Origin of the sequence: Citrobacter sp. BIDMC107, assembly GCF_001037575.1 — a bacterium.
Classification (GTDB): Bacteria; Pseudomonadota; Gammaproteobacteria; order Enterobacterales; family Enterobacteriaceae; genus Citrobacter; species Citrobacter freundii.
This window is the reverse complement of the sequence record NZ_KQ089848.1, coordinates 3761614-3777618: the sequence shown is the minus strand read 5'-3', so window position 1 is coordinate 3777618 and position 16005 is coordinate 3761614. Positions and strand designations below refer to the sequence as shown.

18 protein-coding genes are annotated in these 16005 nt (G+C 53.3%); 4 read left to right on the top strand and 14 right to left on the bottom strand.

From position 1 onward, the window contains the following. Positions 1–5: 5 nt before the first annotated feature. Entirely contained in the window at positions 6–899 is an 894-nt protein-coding gene (murQ, locus tag SK39_RS17585; RefSeq protein WP_032937935.1) for an N-acetylmuramic acid 6-phosphate etherase, read from the bottom strand. 117 nt (positions 900–1016) lie between these two features. Between murQ and SK39_RS17580 the strand changes: the two genes are divergently transcribed. Together SK39_RS17580 and SK39_RS17575 are read left to right on the top strand one after the other, a co-directional pair. Next, a complete protein-coding gene (locus SK39_RS17580; protein WP_003037593.1) occupies positions 1017–1865 on the top strand; it encodes a MurR/RpiR family transcriptional regulator in 849 nt (282 codons plus the stop codon). Positions 1866–1920: 55 nt separating this feature from the next. Beyond that, entirely contained in the window at positions 1921–2181 is a 261-nt protein-coding gene (locus SK39_RS17575) for a YfhL family 4Fe-4S dicluster ferredoxin (protein WP_003037590.1), read from the top strand. A gap of 128 nt (positions 2182–2309) precedes the next feature. Here SK39_RS17575 and acpS read toward each other — a convergent pair whose 3' ends face one another. The 12 genes from acpS to rseD all read right to left on the bottom strand — a co-directional run bounded on the left by acpS (position 2310) and on the right by rseD (position 11894). Then, positions 2310–2690 carry a holo-ACP synthase gene (gene acpS / locus SK39_RS17570; RefSeq protein WP_003037588.1) on the bottom strand — a complete coding sequence of 127 codons (381 nt, stop codon included), beginning with the start codon at positions 2688–2690 and terminating at the stop codon, positions 2310–2312. After that, positions 2690–3421: a pyridoxine 5'-phosphate synthase gene (gene pdxJ / locus SK39_RS17565; protein WP_016150781.1), complete on the bottom strand. Its 732-nt coding sequence runs from the start codon at positions 3419–3421 to the stop codon at positions 2690–2692. The genes acpS and pdxJ overlap by 1 nt, the downstream gene beginning before the upstream one ends. An 11-nt stretch (positions 3422–3432) precedes the next feature. Beyond that, positions 3433–4161 carry a DNA repair protein RecO gene (gene recO, locus SK39_RS17560; protein WP_003037583.1) on the bottom strand — a complete coding sequence of 243 codons (729 nt, stop codon included), beginning with the start codon at positions 4159–4161 and terminating at the stop codon, positions 3433–3435. A 27-nt stretch (positions 4162–4188) separates the two neighbouring features. Beyond that, positions 4189–5094, bottom strand: coding sequence for a GTPase Era (gene era / locus SK39_RS17555; protein WP_003037581.1), 906 nt, complete (start codon positions 5092–5094; stop codon positions 4189–4191). Next, positions 5091–5771, bottom strand: coding sequence for a ribonuclease III (gene rnc / locus SK39_RS17550; RefSeq protein ID WP_003037579.1), 681 nt, complete (start codon positions 5769–5771; stop codon positions 5091–5093). The genes era and rnc overlap by 4 nt, the downstream gene beginning before the upstream one ends. Before the next feature lie 269 nt (positions 5772–6040). Beyond that, on the bottom strand, positions 6041–7015 hold the full coding sequence (gene lepB, locus SK39_RS17545) for a signal peptidase I (RefSeq protein ID WP_048217255.1): 975 nt from the start codon (positions 7013–7015) through the stop codon (positions 6041–6043). A gap of 15 nt (positions 7016–7030) precedes the next feature. Then, positions 7031–8830, bottom strand: coding sequence for a translation elongation factor 4 (gene lepA, locus SK39_RS17540; RefSeq protein ID WP_003037577.1), 1800 nt, complete (start codon positions 8828–8830; stop codon positions 7031–7033). A gap of 270 nt (positions 8831–9100) precedes the next feature. Beyond that, on the bottom strand, positions 9101–9565 hold the full coding sequence (gene rseC / locus SK39_RS17535; RefSeq protein ID WP_003037576.1) for a SoxR-reducing system protein RseC: 465 nt from the start codon (positions 9563–9565) through the stop codon (positions 9101–9103). Further along, positions 9562–10518, bottom strand: a complete 957-nt coding sequence (gene rseB / locus SK39_RS17530; RefSeq protein ID WP_003847063.1) for a sigma-E factor regulatory protein RseB — start codon at positions 10516–10518, stop codon at positions 9562–9564. Before rseB ends, rseC begins: the two co-directional genes overlap by 4 nt. After that, a complete protein-coding gene (gene rseA / locus SK39_RS17525) occupies positions 10518–11168 on the bottom strand; it encodes an anti-sigma-E factor RseA (RefSeq protein ID WP_003037574.1) in 651 nt (216 codons plus the stop codon). Before rseA ends, rseB begins: the two co-directional genes overlap by 1 nt. 31 nt (positions 11169–11199) lie before the next feature. Continuing rightward, positions 11200–11775: an RNA polymerase sigma factor RpoE gene (gene rpoE / locus SK39_RS17520; protein ID WP_003037573.1), complete on the bottom strand. Its 576-nt coding sequence runs from the start codon at positions 11773–11775 to the stop codon at positions 11200–11202. Then, positions 11772–11894 (bottom strand): rpoE leader peptide RseD, encoded by a 123-nt coding sequence (rseD, locus tag SK39_RS27170; RefSeq protein WP_223306697.1) that lies wholly within the window; start codon positions 11892–11894, stop codon positions 11772–11774. The genes rpoE and rseD overlap by 4 nt, the downstream gene beginning before the upstream one ends. Positions 11895–12199: 305 nt before the next feature. Here rseD and nadB point away from each other — a divergent pair, with 305 nt between their 5' ends. Continuing rightward, the gene (gene nadB / locus SK39_RS17515) at positions 12200–13822 is read left to right on the top strand and encodes an L-aspartate oxidase (protein ID WP_003037572.1); all 1623 of its coding nucleotides are present in this window, start codon (positions 12200–12202) and stop codon (positions 13820–13822) included. Here the strand turns inward: nadB and trmN are convergent. Further along, positions 13807–14544, bottom strand: a complete 738-nt coding sequence (gene trmN, locus SK39_RS17510; RefSeq protein WP_003847060.1) for a tRNA(1)(Val) (adenine(37)-N(6))-methyltransferase TrmN — start codon at positions 14542–14544, stop codon at positions 13807–13809. The genes nadB and trmN overlap by 16 nt on opposite strands. 131 nt (positions 14545–14675) lie before the next feature. Here trmN and srmB point away from each other — a divergent pair, with 131 nt between their 5' ends. Beyond that, a complete protein-coding gene (gene srmB, locus SK39_RS17505) occupies positions 14676–16004 on the top strand; it encodes an ATP-dependent RNA helicase SrmB (protein WP_032937939.1) in 1329 nt (442 codons plus the stop codon). Position 16005: the final 1 nt, after the last annotated feature.

Below are 16005 nucleotides of genomic sequence, written 5' to 3'. Positions count from 1 at the left end.
ACCTCTTAGTGTTCTAACGCCGCGCGTAAAAAACCCTGGTGAGCGGCAAGCTTTTCGCGGGCGGCAGCGGCGTCAAGGCCGGTGAGCGCCATTAAAATAGCTGGCTTAACGTCAAAATCAGTCTGCTTTAGCAGCGCTTGCGCCTGTTCACGCGCAATGCCCGTGGCTTCAACCACCATACGGCACGCCCGATCGATCAGTTTGACGTTAGTTGCCTGCATATCCACCATCAGGTTCTGGTACACCTTGCCAAATTTCACCATCGCACCGGTGGAGATCATATTGAGCACCAGCTTTTGCGCGGTGCCGGATTTCAGTCGTGTTGACCCGGTCAGCGCCTCTGGCCCCACTACCGGAGAAATGGCGATATCCGCTTCATGCGCGATAGGGGAATCCGGATTGCAAGAAATAGCCACCGTCGTACAGCCCACCGAACGCGCATATTTCAGCCCACCAATTACATACGGCGTGCGACCAGATGCTGCCAGCCCCACCACCAGATCCTGCGCGGTAAGATTGAGCGCACGTAGATCGTCTTCACCTAACTGTGGGTTATCTTCCGCACCCTCAACCGCCTTCAGCAGCGCGCCCGGTCCCCCGGCAATCAATCCAACCACCAGACCGTGTGGAACGCCGAAGGTCGGTGGGCATTCAGATGCATCCAGTACCCCGAGACGCCCGCTGGTCCCCGCTCCCATGTAAATAATGCGACCACCTGCTTTTAGCGCGTTAGCTGCCGCATCGACCGCACACGCAACTTGAGGCAGAGTTGCTTTTACTGCTTCGGCTACCAGCGTATCCTGTTGATTAAAACGATGAACCAACTCCAGCGTGGAGAGCGCATCCAGGTCCATGGTCTGTGGATTGCGGGTTTCTGAAACTAATGCACCGAGATTCATTTTTTGTTCCTTAGGAATTTTTAATTCATAATAATCTGCCATAATGGAATATTATATTCATCCAGGCGAATGAAATTTTGTTTTGTAATCGCCATCACGTTTTCGCCAGGAGACAGCATGAACTGTTTAATTCGCATTCGTCAGCGTTACCCGGACCTCGCGCAAAGCGATAAAAAATTGGCGGATTATCTCCTTTCCCAGCCGGATACTGCGCGTCATCTCAGTTCGCAGCAGTTGGCCGCGGAGGCGGGCGTCAGCCAGTCCAGCGTGGTGAAGTTCGCGCAAAAGATGGGTTTTAAAGGATTTCCTGCACTCAAACTGGCGATCAGCGAAGCGCTGGCCAGCAATCCCAACCCCCATTCCATTCCGGTACATAATCAGATTCGCGGTGACGATCCTATGCGTCTGGTGGGGGAAAAGTTGATTCAGGAGAACGTGGCGGCGATGCATGCGACGCTGGACGTCAACAGCGAAGAGAAACTGATGGAGAGCGTCACAATGTTGCGCTCAGCCCGGCGCATTATCGTGACCGGGATTGGCGCATCGGGTCTGGTGGCACAGAATTTTGCCTGGAAGTTGCTGAAGATTGGTTTTAACGCGGTGGTGGAACGCGATATGCACGCCCTGCTGGCGACGGTGCAAGCCCTTTCGCCCAACGATCTGCTGCTGGCCATTTCGTATACCGGAGAGCGCCGCGAGCTCAACCTGGCTGCAGATGAAACGTTGCGCACCGGCGCGAAAATCCTCGCCATCACTGGATTTACACCCAATGCCCTGCAGCAACGGGCAAGTCATTGTCTGTACACGATTGCCGAGGAGCAGGCCACGCGCAGCGCAGCGATTTCTTCCACTCATGCGCAAATGATGCTCACTGATTTACTGTTTATGGCTCTGGTGCAGCAGGATCTGGAGCATGCTCCGGAACGTATTCGCCACAGCGAAGCTCTGGTAAAAAAACTGGTCTGAGCAAAGAATGCGCGTATAATGCCCGCCCGGTTTGTGATGTTTTGAGAGTTTCCTGATGGCCTTGTTAATCACTAAAAAGTGTATCAATTGCGATATGTGCGAGCCCGAATGCCCGAATGAGGCGATTTCGATGGGTGATAGCATTTACGAGATTAACAGCGACAAATGTACGGAATGCGTAGGCCATTACGACACGCCAACCTGCCAGAAGGTGTGCCCGATCCCCAATACTATTTTGAAAGATCCGGCACATGTCGAAACAGAAGAGCAGTTGTGGGATAAGTTTGTGCTGATGCACCACGCCGATAAACTTTAACCGCGTCGCCATTCGGCGATGAAGCCTGATGGCGCTAATGCTTATCAGGCCTACCCAGCCCTGCAATAATCGTATAACCCGTAGGCCGGATAAGACGCCACGCGTCGCCATCCGGCAACGTGCAGAATCTAACTCTCGATAATCACCGTGGCGCAGGCGTAGTGACGCTCATCGGCCAGCGTCACATGCATATGCGCGACACCGAGTTTTTCCGCCAGTTTTAACGCCTCTCCCCATAATCGCAGACGCGGCTTACCGAGTTCGTCGTTAAAGACTTCAAACTGATTAAACGCCAGCCCATTGCGAATACCCGTGCCAAAGGCTTTTGCTGCCGCTTCTTTGACTGCAAAACGCTTCGCCAGAAAACGCACCGGCTGCTGATGCGTTTCCCAGATTGCCCATTCGTTGTCGCTGAGCACACGTCTTGCCAGGCGGTCGCCGGAACGGGAGATTACCGCTTCGATGCGGGCAATCTCCACGATATCCGTACCTAATCCCAAAATCGCCATTAGCCACGCGCTTCCAGCATCAGGCGCTTCATTTCGACTACGGCATCTTTCAGACCGCTCATCACCGCGCGCCCGATAATGGCATGGCCAATGTTCAGCTCGTGCATTTCCGGGATCCGTGCGATAGCTTTAACGTTGTGATACGTCAGACCGTGACCCGCATTCACCTTCAGGCCAAGGCTTGCAGCATAGGTCGCCGCTTTGGCGATACGCGCCAGTTCGCTGGCCTGCTCTGCGTCAGTTTTCGCATCGGCGTAACAGCCGGTGTGAATTTCAATAAACGGCGCGCCAACTTCCGCAGCGGCCTTAATCTGTTCTTCGTCGGCATCGATAAACAGCGAAACCAGAATGCCTGCGTCCGCCAGGCGTTTGCAGGCATCGCGCATCTTGTCACGCTGACCGGCGACGTCCAGACCACCTTCAGTGGTAACTTCCTGACGTTTTTCCGGCACCAGACAGCAAAAATGCGGCTTAGTCTCAACAGCAATCGCCAGCATCTCTTCGGTGACTGCCATTTCCAGATTCATGCGCGTATCCAGCGTCTGCCGCAAAATGCGCACGTCACGGTCGGTGATATGGCGACGGTCTTCACGCAGATGTACGGTAATACCGTCCGCGCCCGCCTGTTCAACGATAAACGCTGCCTGAACCGGGTCCGGATATGCGGTACCGCGTGCATTACGTAACGTGGCAATGTGGTCAATATTGACGCCTAACAGTAATTCAGCCATGACAATCCTCGTTAATCATTATTTGTTTTTACTGCGCGTTTTGGCATAAATTGCCGGAACAGTTCCCGGCTTTTTAACGGCTTACCACCAAGATACGGCTTTAACGCCATGCGGGTAAAGCGTTTCGCGGCGCGTAACGTATCGACATCAGGAAATTCACGCGACTCAAGTGCTTTGAGATGGCGTCCGGTAAAGGTGTTGTTATCAATAACGACGCTGGCAATAAACCCTTTTTCTTCCCGGTAACGATAGGTCATGGTGTCGTCTACCGGCTCGCCGCTGCCCGCACAGTGGGTAAAATCGACGCCGTACCCCAGATGTCCAAGTAAGGCCAGCTCAAAGCGACGCAATGCAGGTTCTGGCGAACCCGTCGCGCCAGCCAGCGCCTGAATACAGTTCAGGTAATCGAAAAAGAGTTCAGAAAAGCGGGTTTCGTACTCGAGTACGCGCGAGACAAGCTCGTTGATATACAAGCCGCTGTACAGCGTGATACCGCTAAGAGGGAGTGCCAGAGAAACAGCTTCAGCACTACGTAGGGTTTTGACCTCTCCACGCCCACCAAAGCGAAGCAACAACGGGGTAAAAGGCTGGAGCGCGCCTTTGAGATTAGAACGTTTGGAACGTGCGCCTTTAGCCACCAGACGCACGCGACCCGACTCTTCCGTGAAGACGTCCAGCACGAGACTGGTTTCGCTCCAGGGGCGACTATGCAAGACAAAGGCTCGTTGCCAACCTTCCATATACTCGCCGTGTTTCAGAAGATGGGTTTAGACGTCGTCGCCGTAACCGAGGCTACGCAGCGCGCGTTCGTCATCGGCCCAGCCAGATTTCACCTTCACCCACAGTTCGAGGTGGACCGGCGCTTCGAACATCTCCTGCATGTCTTTACGCGCCTCGATGCCGATGGTTTTAATTTTGGCCCCTTTGTTGCCAATAACCATCTTCTTCTGCCCTTCACGTTCAACGAGGATCAGACCGTTAATATCGTAACCACCGCGCTCGTTGGAGATAAAACGCTCAATTTCCACGGTAACGGAATACGGCAGCTCAGCCCCCAGAAAACGCATCAGCTTTTCACGGATGATTTCAGAGGCCATAAAGCGCTGAGAACGGTCGGTGATGTAATCTTCCGGGAAGTGATGAATAGCTTCCGGCAAATGCTTACGCACGATGCCCGCAACGGTATCGACATTCAAGCCGGTTTCGGCAGAAATCGGCACGATATCAAGGAAGTTCATCTGGCTTGCCAGGAACTGCAGGTGCGGCAGCAGATCGGCTTTTTCCTGAACGTTGTCTACTTTGTTCACAGCCAGAATAACCGGGGCTTTGCCATCACGCAGCTTGTTGAGCACCATTTCGTCGTCCGGCGTCCAGCGGGTGCCTTCCACAACGAAAATAACCAGTTCAACATCACCGATCGAGCTGCTCGCCGCTTTATTCATCAGGCGGTTGATCGCTCGTTTTTCTTCCATATGCAGGCCCGGAGTATCAACATAAATCGCCTGATACGCGCCTTCAGTATGGATGCCAACAATACGGTGACGTGTTGTCTGAGCCTTACGTGAGGTAATAGAAATCTTCTGCCCAAGCAGATTATTCAACAGGGTGGATTTGCCGACGTTCGGGCGACCGACGATGGCAATAAATCCGCAGTAAGTTTTCTCTTCGCTCATTCCAGCTCCAGTTTTTTTAACGCCTGTTCGGCGGCAGCCTGCTCAGCCTTACGACGGCTCGAACCTGTGCCAACCACCGGTTCACTCAGGCCGCTGACCTGGCAGTGGATAGTAAATTCTTGATCGTGTGCTTCACCACGGACCTGTACCACCAAATAAGACGGCAGAGGCAGGTGGCGACCCTGCAAATATTCCTGCAGGCGCGTTTTCGGATCTTTTTGTTTGTCGCCTGGGCTAATTTCATCCAGACGAGTTTGATACCAGTTCAGGATTAATTGCTCAACGGTTTGAATATCGCTGTCGAGGAAGACGCCACCGATCAACGCTTCAACGGTATCGGCCAGGATCGATTCACGACGGAAGCCGCCGCTTTTCAGCTCACCAGGCCCCAAACGTAAACATTCACCGAGGTCAAACTCACGGGCTAATTCAGCCAGCGTATTGCCGCGAACCAGCGTTGCGCGCATGCGGCTCATGTCACCTTCGTCCACTCGTGGGAAACGGTGATACAGCGCATTAGCGATAACAAAGCTCAAAATAGAGTCGCCCAGAAATTCTAAACGCTCGTTATGTTTGCTGCTGGCGCTCCGGTGAGTTAATGCCTGCTGCAACAGCTCCTGATGATTAAAAGTGTAGCCCAGCTTCCGTTGAAGCCGATTAATTACGATGGGGTTCATGCGATACCAATAAATGAATGCGTCAACAATTCAGCACACGAAACAGACCTGATATACGCACTTTGCGGAGCCATCTGGCTTCGACTGCATGCTTTTATATACAAACCAACGCTGTTTCGTGTGCCGTGGCAACCTATCGGAGCCAACCTAAAACTTCGGGGGAATATTCTATACACAACGACAAGGGATGTCGTTAGTCTGCGGGAATTTATCCGAGAAATAATTCACGCTGCCGCCGTAATGACGACAACGTGAACGATTATCGGCGATTAGTGAATGCCACCAATACGGCTTAAACGCACACCGGTCGGCCATTCACCTTCTTGCTTATCGAAACTCATCCAGATAGCGGTCGCTTTACCCACCAGATTCGCTTCCGGCACAAATCCCCAGTAACGGCTGTCCGCGCTGTTGTCACGGTTATCACCCATCATGAAGTAGTGCCCTGGCGGGACGATCCAGGTTGCCAGTTGCTGACCAGGCTGGCGGTAATACATTCCCACCTGATCCTGTGCGATTGGCACGGTCAGAATGCGGTGCGTAACCTCACCCAGCGTTTCTTTACGCTCAGAGAGACGAATACCGTTCTCTTTTGTTTCGTTCGGCGGAACTTCAAAGAAGCCACTGGTCGCTTCCCCACCGTTACGGCGCGCAAAGGTCTGTACGAAATCACTTGGCTGAACATCCGAATACGTTACCGGCAGCGCGTTTTCACACGCCTGACCGGAACGGCATCCTGGCTGAATAGTCACTTCTTTCGCCACTGGATCGTACGTTGCTTTGTCTCCCGGTAAACCGACAGCACGTTTAATGTAGTCCAGACGCGGATCTTCCGGGTATTTAAACACCACGATATCACCGCGTTTCGGATGACCGGTTTCGATCAGCGTTTTCTGGTAAATCGGATCTTTAATCCCGTAGGCGAATTTCTCCACCAGGATAAAGTCACCGATAAGCAGCGTCGGCATCATCGAACCTGACGGGATCTGGAACGGCTCATAAATAAATGAACGTACCACTAGCACAATCGCCAGTACCGGGAAAACGGATGCCCCGGTTTCCAGCCAGCCCGGCTTAGGGGATACTTTTTTCAGCGTTGCTTTATCCAGTGAATCACCTGCAGCAGCTTGCGCTGCTGCCTGACGCTCCCGGCGTTTTGGTGCGAAGATGAATTTATCTACGCACCATAAAATGCCCGTCACCAGTGTGGCAATCACCAGAATCAGGGCAAACATGTTCGCCATGCCAACTCCTTAAGATTATTTGCTGTCTTTACCGACATGCAGAATGGCGAGGAACGCTTCCTGCGGCAGTTCGACGTTACCGATCTGCTTCATGCGCTTTTTACCCTCTTTCTGTTTTTGCAGCAGCTTTTTCTTACGGCTGATATCACCGCCGTAGCATTTCGCCAGAACGTTTTTACGCAGCTGCTTCACGGTTGAACGCGCGATGATGTGCGTACCAATGGCCGCCTGGATCGCGATATCAAACTGCTGGCGAGGGATTAGATCTTTCATCTTCTCAACCAGTTCACGGCCACGGCTCTGGGAGTTGTCGCGGTGAGTAATCAGCGCCAGCGCATCGACACGTTCGTTGTTGATAAGGACATCAACGCGCACCATGTCAGACGCCTGGAAGCGTTTGAAGTTATAGTCCAGCGACGCATAGCCGCGAGAGGTCGACTTCAGACGGTCGAAGAAATCGAGTACTACTTCCGCCATCGGGATTTCATAGGTCAGCGCCACCTGGTTACCGTGGTAAACCATGTTGGTCTGGACGCCACGCTTCTCGATACACAGGGTGATGACGTTGCCAAGGTAAGCCTGCGGCAGCAGCATGTGACACTCAGCGATCGGCTCACGCAGTTCGTAGATGTTGTTCAGCGGCGGCAGCTTGGACGGACTATCGACGTAGATAGTCTCTTTCGCCGTGGTTTCGACTTCGTAGACTACGGTCGGCGCGGTAGTGATCAGATCCAGATCATATTCACGCTCCAGACGTTCCTGAATGATCTCCATGTGCAACAGACCAAGGAAGCCACAACGGAAGCCGAAGCCCAGCGCGGTAGAGCTTTCCGGTTCGTAGAACAGGGAGGCGTCGTTCAGGCTCAGCTTGCCAAGCGCGTCACGGAAGTTTTCATAGTCGTCAGAGCTGACCGGGAACAGACCGGCGTAAACCTGTGGCTTCACTTTTTTAAAGCCTGGCAGCGGTTTGTCTGCCGGGTTACGCGCCTGCGTCAGGGTATCGCCAACCGGCGCGCCGAGGATGTCTTTAATCGCACAAACCAACCAACCTACCTCGCCGCATTTCAGCTCGGTACGGTCAACCTGTTTTGGCGTGAAGATCCCCAGGCGGTCGGCGTTATAGACCTGACCGGTGCTCATTACTTTAATTTTGTCGCCTTTACGCATGGTGCCGTTTTTAATACGTACCAGCGACACCACGCCAAGGTAGTTGTCGAACCATGAGTCGATGATCAGCGCCTGTAATGGGCCTTCCGGATCACCTTCCGGCGGCGGAATGTCGCGTACCAGACGTTCAAGAACGTCAGTGACGCCAACGCCGGTTTTCGCCGAGCAGCGAACGGCATCTGTCGCATCGATACCGACGATATCTTCGATCTCTTCCGCTACGCGTTCAGGATCGGCGGCCGGTAGGTCGATTTTGTTCAGAACCGGCACCACTTCCAGATCCATTTCCATGGCGGTATAGCAGTTAGCAAGGGTCTGCGCTTCTACGCCCTGCCCGGCATCAACCACCAGCAGTGCACCTTCACAGGCGGCAAGCGAGCGGGAAACTTCATACGAGAAGTCAACGTGGCCCGGGGTGTCGATAAAGTTAAGCTGATAGGTTTCACCATCAGATGCTTTGAAATCGAGCGTCACGCTCTGCGCTTTGATAGTAATACCGCGCTCACGCTCAAGATCCATCGAGTCGAGAACCTGCGCTTCCATTTCACGGTCAGACAGGCCACCGCAGATCTGGATAATACGGTCAGACAGCGTCGATTTACCGTGGTCGATGTGAGCTATGATTGAAAAGTTACGTATGTTCTTCATATAGTGTAATTATTGTGCCTTACGCCCGCCTGAGCAGGCTCTGAGAAGTCGCTGTTCTGAGCTTAACGTCTGTTTAAGTGAAACGCCGCATTCTACACTACAACGCTGAGGCGAGGAAATGTTCATAGAGCAAGGATAGCGGGAACTGGAAACAACTTTGCAAAGTCGATGAAACTTTTGTCGGATGGCGGCATAAACGCCTTATCCGGCCTACGCCTGCATCTGAGGACGCTGTAGGCCTGATAAGCGCAGTGCCATCAGGCAAAGATATCACTGCTGGGTTTCGACGCGAATAAGATCGGGTGGGAGAGCAACGTTCAGAATGACCGGCTGCCAGGCTTCGCGTTCAGCAAGCTTACGAGAGTATCCACGAGCAATCAGGAATCCGCCCACGCCCCCCAACACTGCTCCGCTTAATGCCGCAAGATCGGAACCAAACAGTACCTGGAATAGCGCCGCGAAAAGAAACAGTCCCGCCAACGGAGACATGTAGACCAGCATCGCCGAACCGAGCAGGCTACCTTCGGCAATGCCCAGTTCAACTTTTTGACCAGGGGTCAAGGGTTCGTCGCAGGGCACCACGATGGTGTGTGTGGTCTGTGGTCCCAGTTTGTTCAGCACGCGGCTCCCGCATCCGGCCCGGGAAGCACAGCTGCTACATGATGCTTTAACATCACAGCTGACCGTCGCCAGACCATTTTGCCAGGAGACGACCGTCGCCCACTCTTTAATCATTGTGCAGCCCTGAACTTAATATTGTCCGCGATACGCTTCGCCGTTTGCGGCGGAAGCTCACCGACAATAGTGATTTCGGCGTTATCTCGCACGCTGGTGCTAACCGTGCGGCGTCCAGTGCGCAGCAGTTGATCGGCACTGTTTTGCATCGCGCGGTTTACGTTCACGGAGAAACTGAACAGACCATCGGAATAAAGCCGTGATTCGATCGGCATGTTATCCATCGTCGGCAGCGGACGTCGACTGCTGGACACCTCGCTGAAGCCTTGCGGCAACCACGACGGACTCCAGTTGAAGTTGGTTTTCTCACCCGCAGGAACTGACAACAACGGCGGCAGATTGGCTTTCGCCAGCGTCTGCATGCTGTCGCTGACACCGTTGTTAACAGTAAACGCGATGACGCGGAACTGTTCCAGCGTTTCGCCATCACGGTCAAGAAGATCAACACGCATTGGCAGCTTGGTCTCAGTGTCCATCCAAACGATATAGCTGTAACGGGTGCCGTCACGCGCCACAACGCGGATCACTTCACAGAGCCTATCGGCAATACGGGTGCGGCCTACTGAGATAAAATCATAGTAGGGAGCAAGACGTTTGAAGTCGGTGTAAATCAGGGAGGGCAGTGAGTCAACGATATAGTCGCCGTTCAGCGTGAACGGTTCGAGACCTGGCTCAAAATAACTGATTTCGTTGCCACGTTGCACCACTTCCCGGCGCGGACCATCCATTTGCAACAGTTGCGCGAGCGGACGGTTATCCAGGCGGGCATGGCGATAACGTAGGGATTCAACACCCTGCTTATTGATGCTGACAAATGACAGCTCATAGGTGAGCGACTGGCTGGCCAGATTCATCTGCTGCAACAACGCCCCGGACGCAGGATTGGCCGAGGCGTTGACAGAGAAGAACAGGCTACCAGCCACAAGTGACATGGCAAACCAAAGTTGCTTCATTACTGCGATTGCGTTCCTAAAGTTTGAATTCCTGGCACCTGCACAGCGGCTTGCTGTGTCTGGGCCTGCTCAAACTGAAGCTGTTCAGAGTGCAGTCGACGTTGCAGTTCGTAATCCTGCAACATGGCATTAATACGACGACGCTGCTCCTGTACCTGCTGTTGCTGACCGCCGCTGGCCGTCGCGTCAGAAGGTACACCCAGGCTTACCGGACTGGCTTTACCCATCATCGGTAATGTATTAAATACCGGCGTTTCGGGCTGCTGGGACGTTTCAGATTGCCCATTATAGTGCTGGACGCCAACAATAACTGCAAGTGATACACACGCGGCCACACCCATTTGAGTAAGCTGCGCGGCCCACGGACGCATTTTCTTCCAGAACGGCATTTTCTGCCACTGGTGCGGTGCTGGCTGGGCCTCAGGAATCAATGGCGCCGTCTGACGTACCGGCTCATCCTGGATGGCGGCCATTACGCGGGCGGAAATATCGAAATGGAGAACGTCGGCAGTATCACCTCGCATGGAATCGCGAATCAGGTGATAACTCTCCCAGGTTTTTTGCATTTCCGGGTCGTGAGCCAGCTCTTTGAGCAACTCAGTATCCAGCGTTTCGCCATCCATTAAAGCGGAAAGTTTTTCTTTCTGCATGCCTAATACCTTTTCCAGTATCCCGCTATCGTCAACGCCTGATAAGCGGTTGAACTTTATTATCAATAGCTTCCCTCGCTCGGAAGATACGTGAACGCACCGTACCCACCGGACAATCCATGATAGCGGCTATCTCTTCATAGCTCAGGCCATCCAGCTCCCGCAAGGTTATTGCCATGCGTAAATCTTCCGGGAGGGACTCAATAGTTCGGAAAACTATCTGTCTCAGTTCTTCTGACAACATTAAGTTCTCAGGGTTCGAAATTTCTTTCAGCGCACCGCCACTTTCGTAATTTTCTGCTTCAATCGCATCTATATCACTGGAAGGTGGACGACGCCCCTGAGCGACCAGGTAATTCTTCGCTGTATTGACCGCAATACGATACAGCCAGGTATAAAAAGCACTATCCCCCCGGAACGAGTCCAGCGCACGATAGGCTTTGATAAATGCTTCTTGTACTACATCGGGTACATCACCCGATGGTACATAGCGAGAAACCAGACTCGCCACCTTATGCTGATAGCGCACTACCAGTAGGTTAAAGGCTTTCTGATCTCCCTTCTGGACCCGTTCTACCAGGACCTGGTCCGTTAACTGCTCGCTCATCCGAGGTAAAGTCTCCCCAAACCAAATTTCCACGCGCCTTCGAAACGCCACTCCATCAGCTTCACTATGAGCAAGCAAATGCTTAGAGTGCTCAAGTTTCGTAAAGTTCCGTTACGCATTGTTTTTTGTTTGTCATGTTGTAGACAGGTCTTATCTCTCATTATAAGTCTACATAACCCGATCAACGCACTATCTGTACAGAAATGCCCATTTCACCGCTTGCAGAGTAACCCAACGGGCACTTTATTTCATCACATAATCTGATGCTAACGGCCTGCTTCACAAAATATTTTTGCCTATTTCACCCTCATCATGTTTTTCTTTCATGTTTAGTCATTGCAACACGTTTAAAAATAAAACGTGCAGTATCGCGCAATGTGGTGCTATGGTGACCAAACACTGTTTAGTAAATTAAACAAAAATCATGAATACGACTCCTGAATTATCCTGTGACGTGCTGATCATTGGCAGCGGGGCTGCCGGACTCTCACTGGCGCTGCGCCTGGCTGAAAAGCATCAGGTTATTGTCCTGAGCAAAGGGCCGGTCAGCGAAGGCTCGACATTTTATGCCCAGGGCGGTATTGCCGCGGTTTTCGATGAAACCGACAGTATCGACTCCCACGTTGAAGATACGCTGATTGCCGGGGCCGGGCTGTGCGATCGCCATGCGGTGGAATTTGTCGCCAGCAATGCCCGTACCTGCGTTCAATGGCTTATCGATCAGGGCGTCTTATTTGATACGCAGGTTCAGCCTAACGGTGAAGAGAGCTATCACCTGACCCGTGAAGGCGGTCACAGCCATCGACGCATCCTGCACGCTGCGGATGCTACCGGCAAAGAAGTCGAAACCACCCTCGTCAGCCAGGCACAAAATCATCCCAACATCCGGGTTCTCGAGCGCAGTAATGCTGTCGACCTGATTGTCTCCGATAAAATCGGTCTGCCGGGAACGCGTCGGGTTGTCGGTGCCTGGATCTGGAATCGTAATAAAGAAGCCGTAGAAACCTGCCATGCGAAGTCGGTAGTGCTGGCCACCGGCGGCGCGTCAAAGGTATATCAATACACCACCAATCCGGATATTTCCTCGGGTGACGGAATTGCAATGGCCTGGCGTGCGGGATGCCGCGTCGCCAACCTGGAGTTTAACCAGTTTCACCCAACAGCGCTGTATCATCCGCAGGCGCGCAATTTTCTGCTGACCGAAGCGCTGCGCGGCGAAGGCGCGCACCTGAAACGCCCGGACGGTTCACGCTTTATGCCCGATTTTGACGAGCGTGGCGAACTGGCTCCCCGCGATATTGTCGCCCGCGCCATTGATCATGAAATGAAGCGCCTGGGTGCAGATTGCATGTTCCTCGATATCAGTCATAAACCGGAAGAATTTGTTCGTCAGCATTTCCCGATGATTTATGAAAAGTTGCTGGGACTGGGCATTGATCTAACCAAAGAACCTGTTCCCATCGTGCCTGCCGCGCACTATACCTGCGGCGGCGTGATGGTTGATGACTTTGGCCGTACCGATGTCGATGGGTTGTATGCGATCGGCGAAGTGAGTTACACCGGCCTGCATGGCGCCAACCGGATGGCATCGAACTCATTGCTGGAGTGTCTGGTTTACGGTTGGTCCGCGGCTGAAGATATCGACAGGCGTATGCCTTATGCACGCGGCGTCAGCACGCTCCCGGGCTGGGATGAAAGCCGGGTAGAAAATCCAGATGAATTGGTTGTTATCCAGCATAACTGGCATGAGCTGCGGCTGTTCATGTGGGATTACGTCGGTATTGTGCGCACCACTAAACGTCTGGAACGCGCCCTGCGCCGTATCACCATGCTGCAACAGGAAATCGACGAGTATTACGCCCATTTCCGTGTGTCGAACAACCTACTGGAGCTGCGCAATCTGGTGCAGGTTGCCGAGCTGATTGTCCGCTGCGCGATGATGCGCAAAGAGAGTCGGGGCCTGCACTACACGCTGGATTACCCAGAACAGCTTCCAGAGGCGGGCCCGTCAATTCTCTCGCCGCTCAGTCATCACATAAACAGATAGAACGCCTGGGTCAGCGCCGTATAACCTTCAGAGTAACGTTGGTCTGGCCCACGGATCACCAGCCTGTCGCTAAAGCACTCCCCGGCCTGCGGGGAGAATGCCAGCAATACCCGATGCGGTAGACGGGCCTCGGTTTCTGCTACATCCGTGCGCAATCGCAGATGCCAGCCTATGCTAAGCGCCTGCTGAGTAAATGCGTTACCAATCTGCTCCGGTAGCACCACACAAAAAAAACCGTCTTCCGTAATGCTGTCCGCCGCCAACGTAAGCAACGCCTGGTGATCGAGCGAGGTGGTATAGCGGGCCTGCTCGCGCTGCGGTGTAGCGCATTCCACGCCCTGTTCATAATAGGGAGGATTGCTGATTATCAAATCAAAACGCACGGTCTGACGCGGTATCCACTGTTGCGCATCTTCTGTATGAACACTCACGCGATGCATCCACGGAGATTGCGCGATGTTCTCCTGCGCCTGCTGCGCGGCGTCGACATCAAGCTCCACGGCGTCAATGATGACGTTTTCATCAGTGCGCTGGGCCAGCATCAGTGCCAACAGGCCGCTCCCGGTACCAATATCCAGGATCCGCTTTACGCCCGCAACGGGGGCCCAGGCCCCCAATAAAATGCCGTCCGTTCCGACTTTCATTGCACAGCGATCGTGTGCCACAAAAAACTGCTTAAAAGTAAATCCATTACGTTTCAGTACGGATGTAGACTGGGGCATGAAGAACAACCTTCCTGGAAAAAAAAACGATAACATAGGATAAAAACAATACCTGAGAAGGTATATCCATACAAACAGATGAAGATTGCAGCCGTAACGTCTATAATCAGCGCCCCACTCAGAGGTAGAACATGACTGTAACGACTTTTTCCGAACTTGAACTCGATGAAAGCCTTCTGGATGCCCTCCAGGAAAAAGGTTTCACTCGCCCGACCGCCATTCAGGCTGCCGCCATTCCGCCTGCGCTCGATGGCCGTGATGTACTCGGTTCTGCGCCGACAGGCACCGGTAAAACGGCGGCATATTTGCTGCCAGCGTTGCAGCACCTGCTCGACTTCCCACGCAAGAAATCCGGTCCGCCGCGCATTTTAATCCTGACGCCAACGCGCGAACTGGCGATGCAGGTTGCTGAACACGCCCGTGAGCTGGCGAAAAATACGCATCTGGATATCGCGACCATTACCGGCGGCGTGGCTTACATGAACCACATGGAAGTCTTTAGCGAAAACCAGGACATCGTGGTTGCCACCACGGGTCGTCTGCTGCAATACATTAAAGAAGAAAACTTCGACTGCCATGCGGTTGAGACGCTAATTCTCGATGAAGCAGATCGTATGCTGGACATGGGTTTTGCCCAGGACATCGAACATATCGCCGGTGAAACCCGCTGGCGTAAGCAAACCATGCTGTTCTCCGCCACGCTGGAAGGCGATGCGATTAAAGATTTTGCCGAGCGTCTGTTGGAAGATCCGGTCGAAGTCTCAGCGGATCCGTCCACCCGCGAACGCAAGAAGATCCATCAGTTTTACTACCGTGCCGATGACATCGAGCACAAAACTGCGCTGTTGATCCATCTGTTAAAACAGCCGGAAGCGACCCGCTCGATTGTCTTCGTACGTAAACGCGAGCGTGTGCACGAGCTGGCAGGCTGGCTGCGCCAGGCGGGCATTAACAACTGCTATCTCGAAGGCGAGATGGTGCAGAACAAACGCAATGAAGCGATCAAACGCCTGACCGATGGCCGCGTGAACGTGCTGGTAGCCACCGACGTTGCCGCTCGCGGGATCGATATTCCTGATGTCAGCCATGTGTTTAACTTCGACATGCCGCGCAGTGGCGATGCCTATCTGCACCGCATTGGCCGTACCGGTCGCGCAGGTCGTAAAGGTACTGCGATCTCTTTGGTTGAAGCGCACGACCATCTGCTTCTCGGCAAAGCGAGCCGCTATATTGACGAGCCGCTGAAAGCACGCGTCATCGACGAACTGCGTCCAACCACGCGCGCGCCAAGTGAGAAATCCAACGGTAAACCATCCAAGAAAGTGCTGACGAAGCGCGCCGAGAAAAAAGCGAAAGAGAAAGAGAAGCCGCGGGTGAAAAAACGTCACCGCGATGCAAAAAATATCGGCAAACGTCGTAAGCCGAGCGGAGCTGCTACCCAGCAGTCCGACAAAGAGTAAA

Bases quoted from the DNA above. Each gene is read 5' to 3' on its own strand.
- murQ (WP_032937935.1), bottom strand. From the start codon at position 899: ATGAATCTCGGTGCATTAGTTTCAGAAACCCGCAATCCACAGACCATG.
- SK39_RS17580 (WP_003037593.1), top strand. From the start codon at position 1,017: ATGAACTGTTTAATTCGCATTCGTCAGCGTTACCCGGACCTCGCGCAA.
- SK39_RS17575 (WP_003037590.1), top strand. From the start codon at position 1,921: ATGGCCTTGTTAATCACTAAAAAGTGTATCAATTGCGATATGTGCGAG.
- acpS (WP_003037588.1), bottom strand. From the start codon at position 2,690: ATGGCGATTTTGGGATTAGGTACGGATATCGTGGAGATTGCCCGCATC.
- pdxJ (WP_016150781.1), bottom strand. From the start codon at position 3,421: ATGGCTGAATTACTGTTAGGCGTCAATATTGACCACATTGCCACGTTA.
- recO (WP_003037583.1), bottom strand. From the start codon at position 4,161: ATGGAAGGTTGGCAACGAGCCTTTGTCTTGCATAGTCGCCCCTGGAGC.
- era (WP_003037581.1), bottom strand. From the start codon at position 5,094: ATGAGCGAAGAGAAAACTTACTGCGGATTTATTGCCATCGTCGGTCGC.
- rnc (WP_003037579.1), bottom strand. From the start codon at position 5,771: ATGAACCCCATCGTAATTAATCGGCTTCAACGGAAGCTGGGCTACACT.
- lepB (WP_048217255.1), bottom strand. From the start codon at position 7,015: ATGGCGAACATGTTTGCCCTGATTCTGGTGATTGCCACACTGGTGACG.
- lepA (WP_003037577.1), bottom strand. From the start codon at position 8,830: ATGAAGAACATACGTAACTTTTCAATCATAGCTCACATCGACCACGGT.
- rseC (WP_003037576.1), bottom strand. From the start codon at position 9,565: ATGATTAAAGAGTGGGCGACGGTCGTCTCCTGGCAAAATGGTCTGGCG.
- rseB (WP_003847063.1), bottom strand. From the start codon at position 10,518: ATGAAGCAACTTTGGTTTGCCATGTCACTTGTGGCTGGTAGCCTGTTC.
- rseA (WP_003037574.1), bottom strand. From the start codon at position 11,168: ATGCAGAAAGAAAAACTTTCCGCTTTAATGGATGGCGAAACGCTGGAT.
- rpoE (WP_003037573.1), bottom strand. From the start codon at position 11,775: ATGAGCGAGCAGTTAACGGACCAGGTCCTGGTAGAACGGGTCCAGAAG.
- rseD (WP_223306697.1), bottom strand. From the start codon at position 11,894: ATGCGTAACGGAACTTTACGAAACTTGAGCACTCTAAGCATTTGCTTG.
- nadB (WP_003037572.1), top strand. From the start codon at position 12,200: ATGAATACGACTCCTGAATTATCCTGTGACGTGCTGATCATTGGCAGC.
- trmN (WP_003847060.1), bottom strand. From the start codon at position 14,544: ATGCCCCAGTCTACATCCGTACTGAAACGTAATGGATTTACTTTTAAG.
- srmB (WP_032937939.1), top strand. From the start codon at position 14,676: ATGACTGTAACGACTTTTTCCGAACTTGAACTCGATGAAAGCCTTCTG.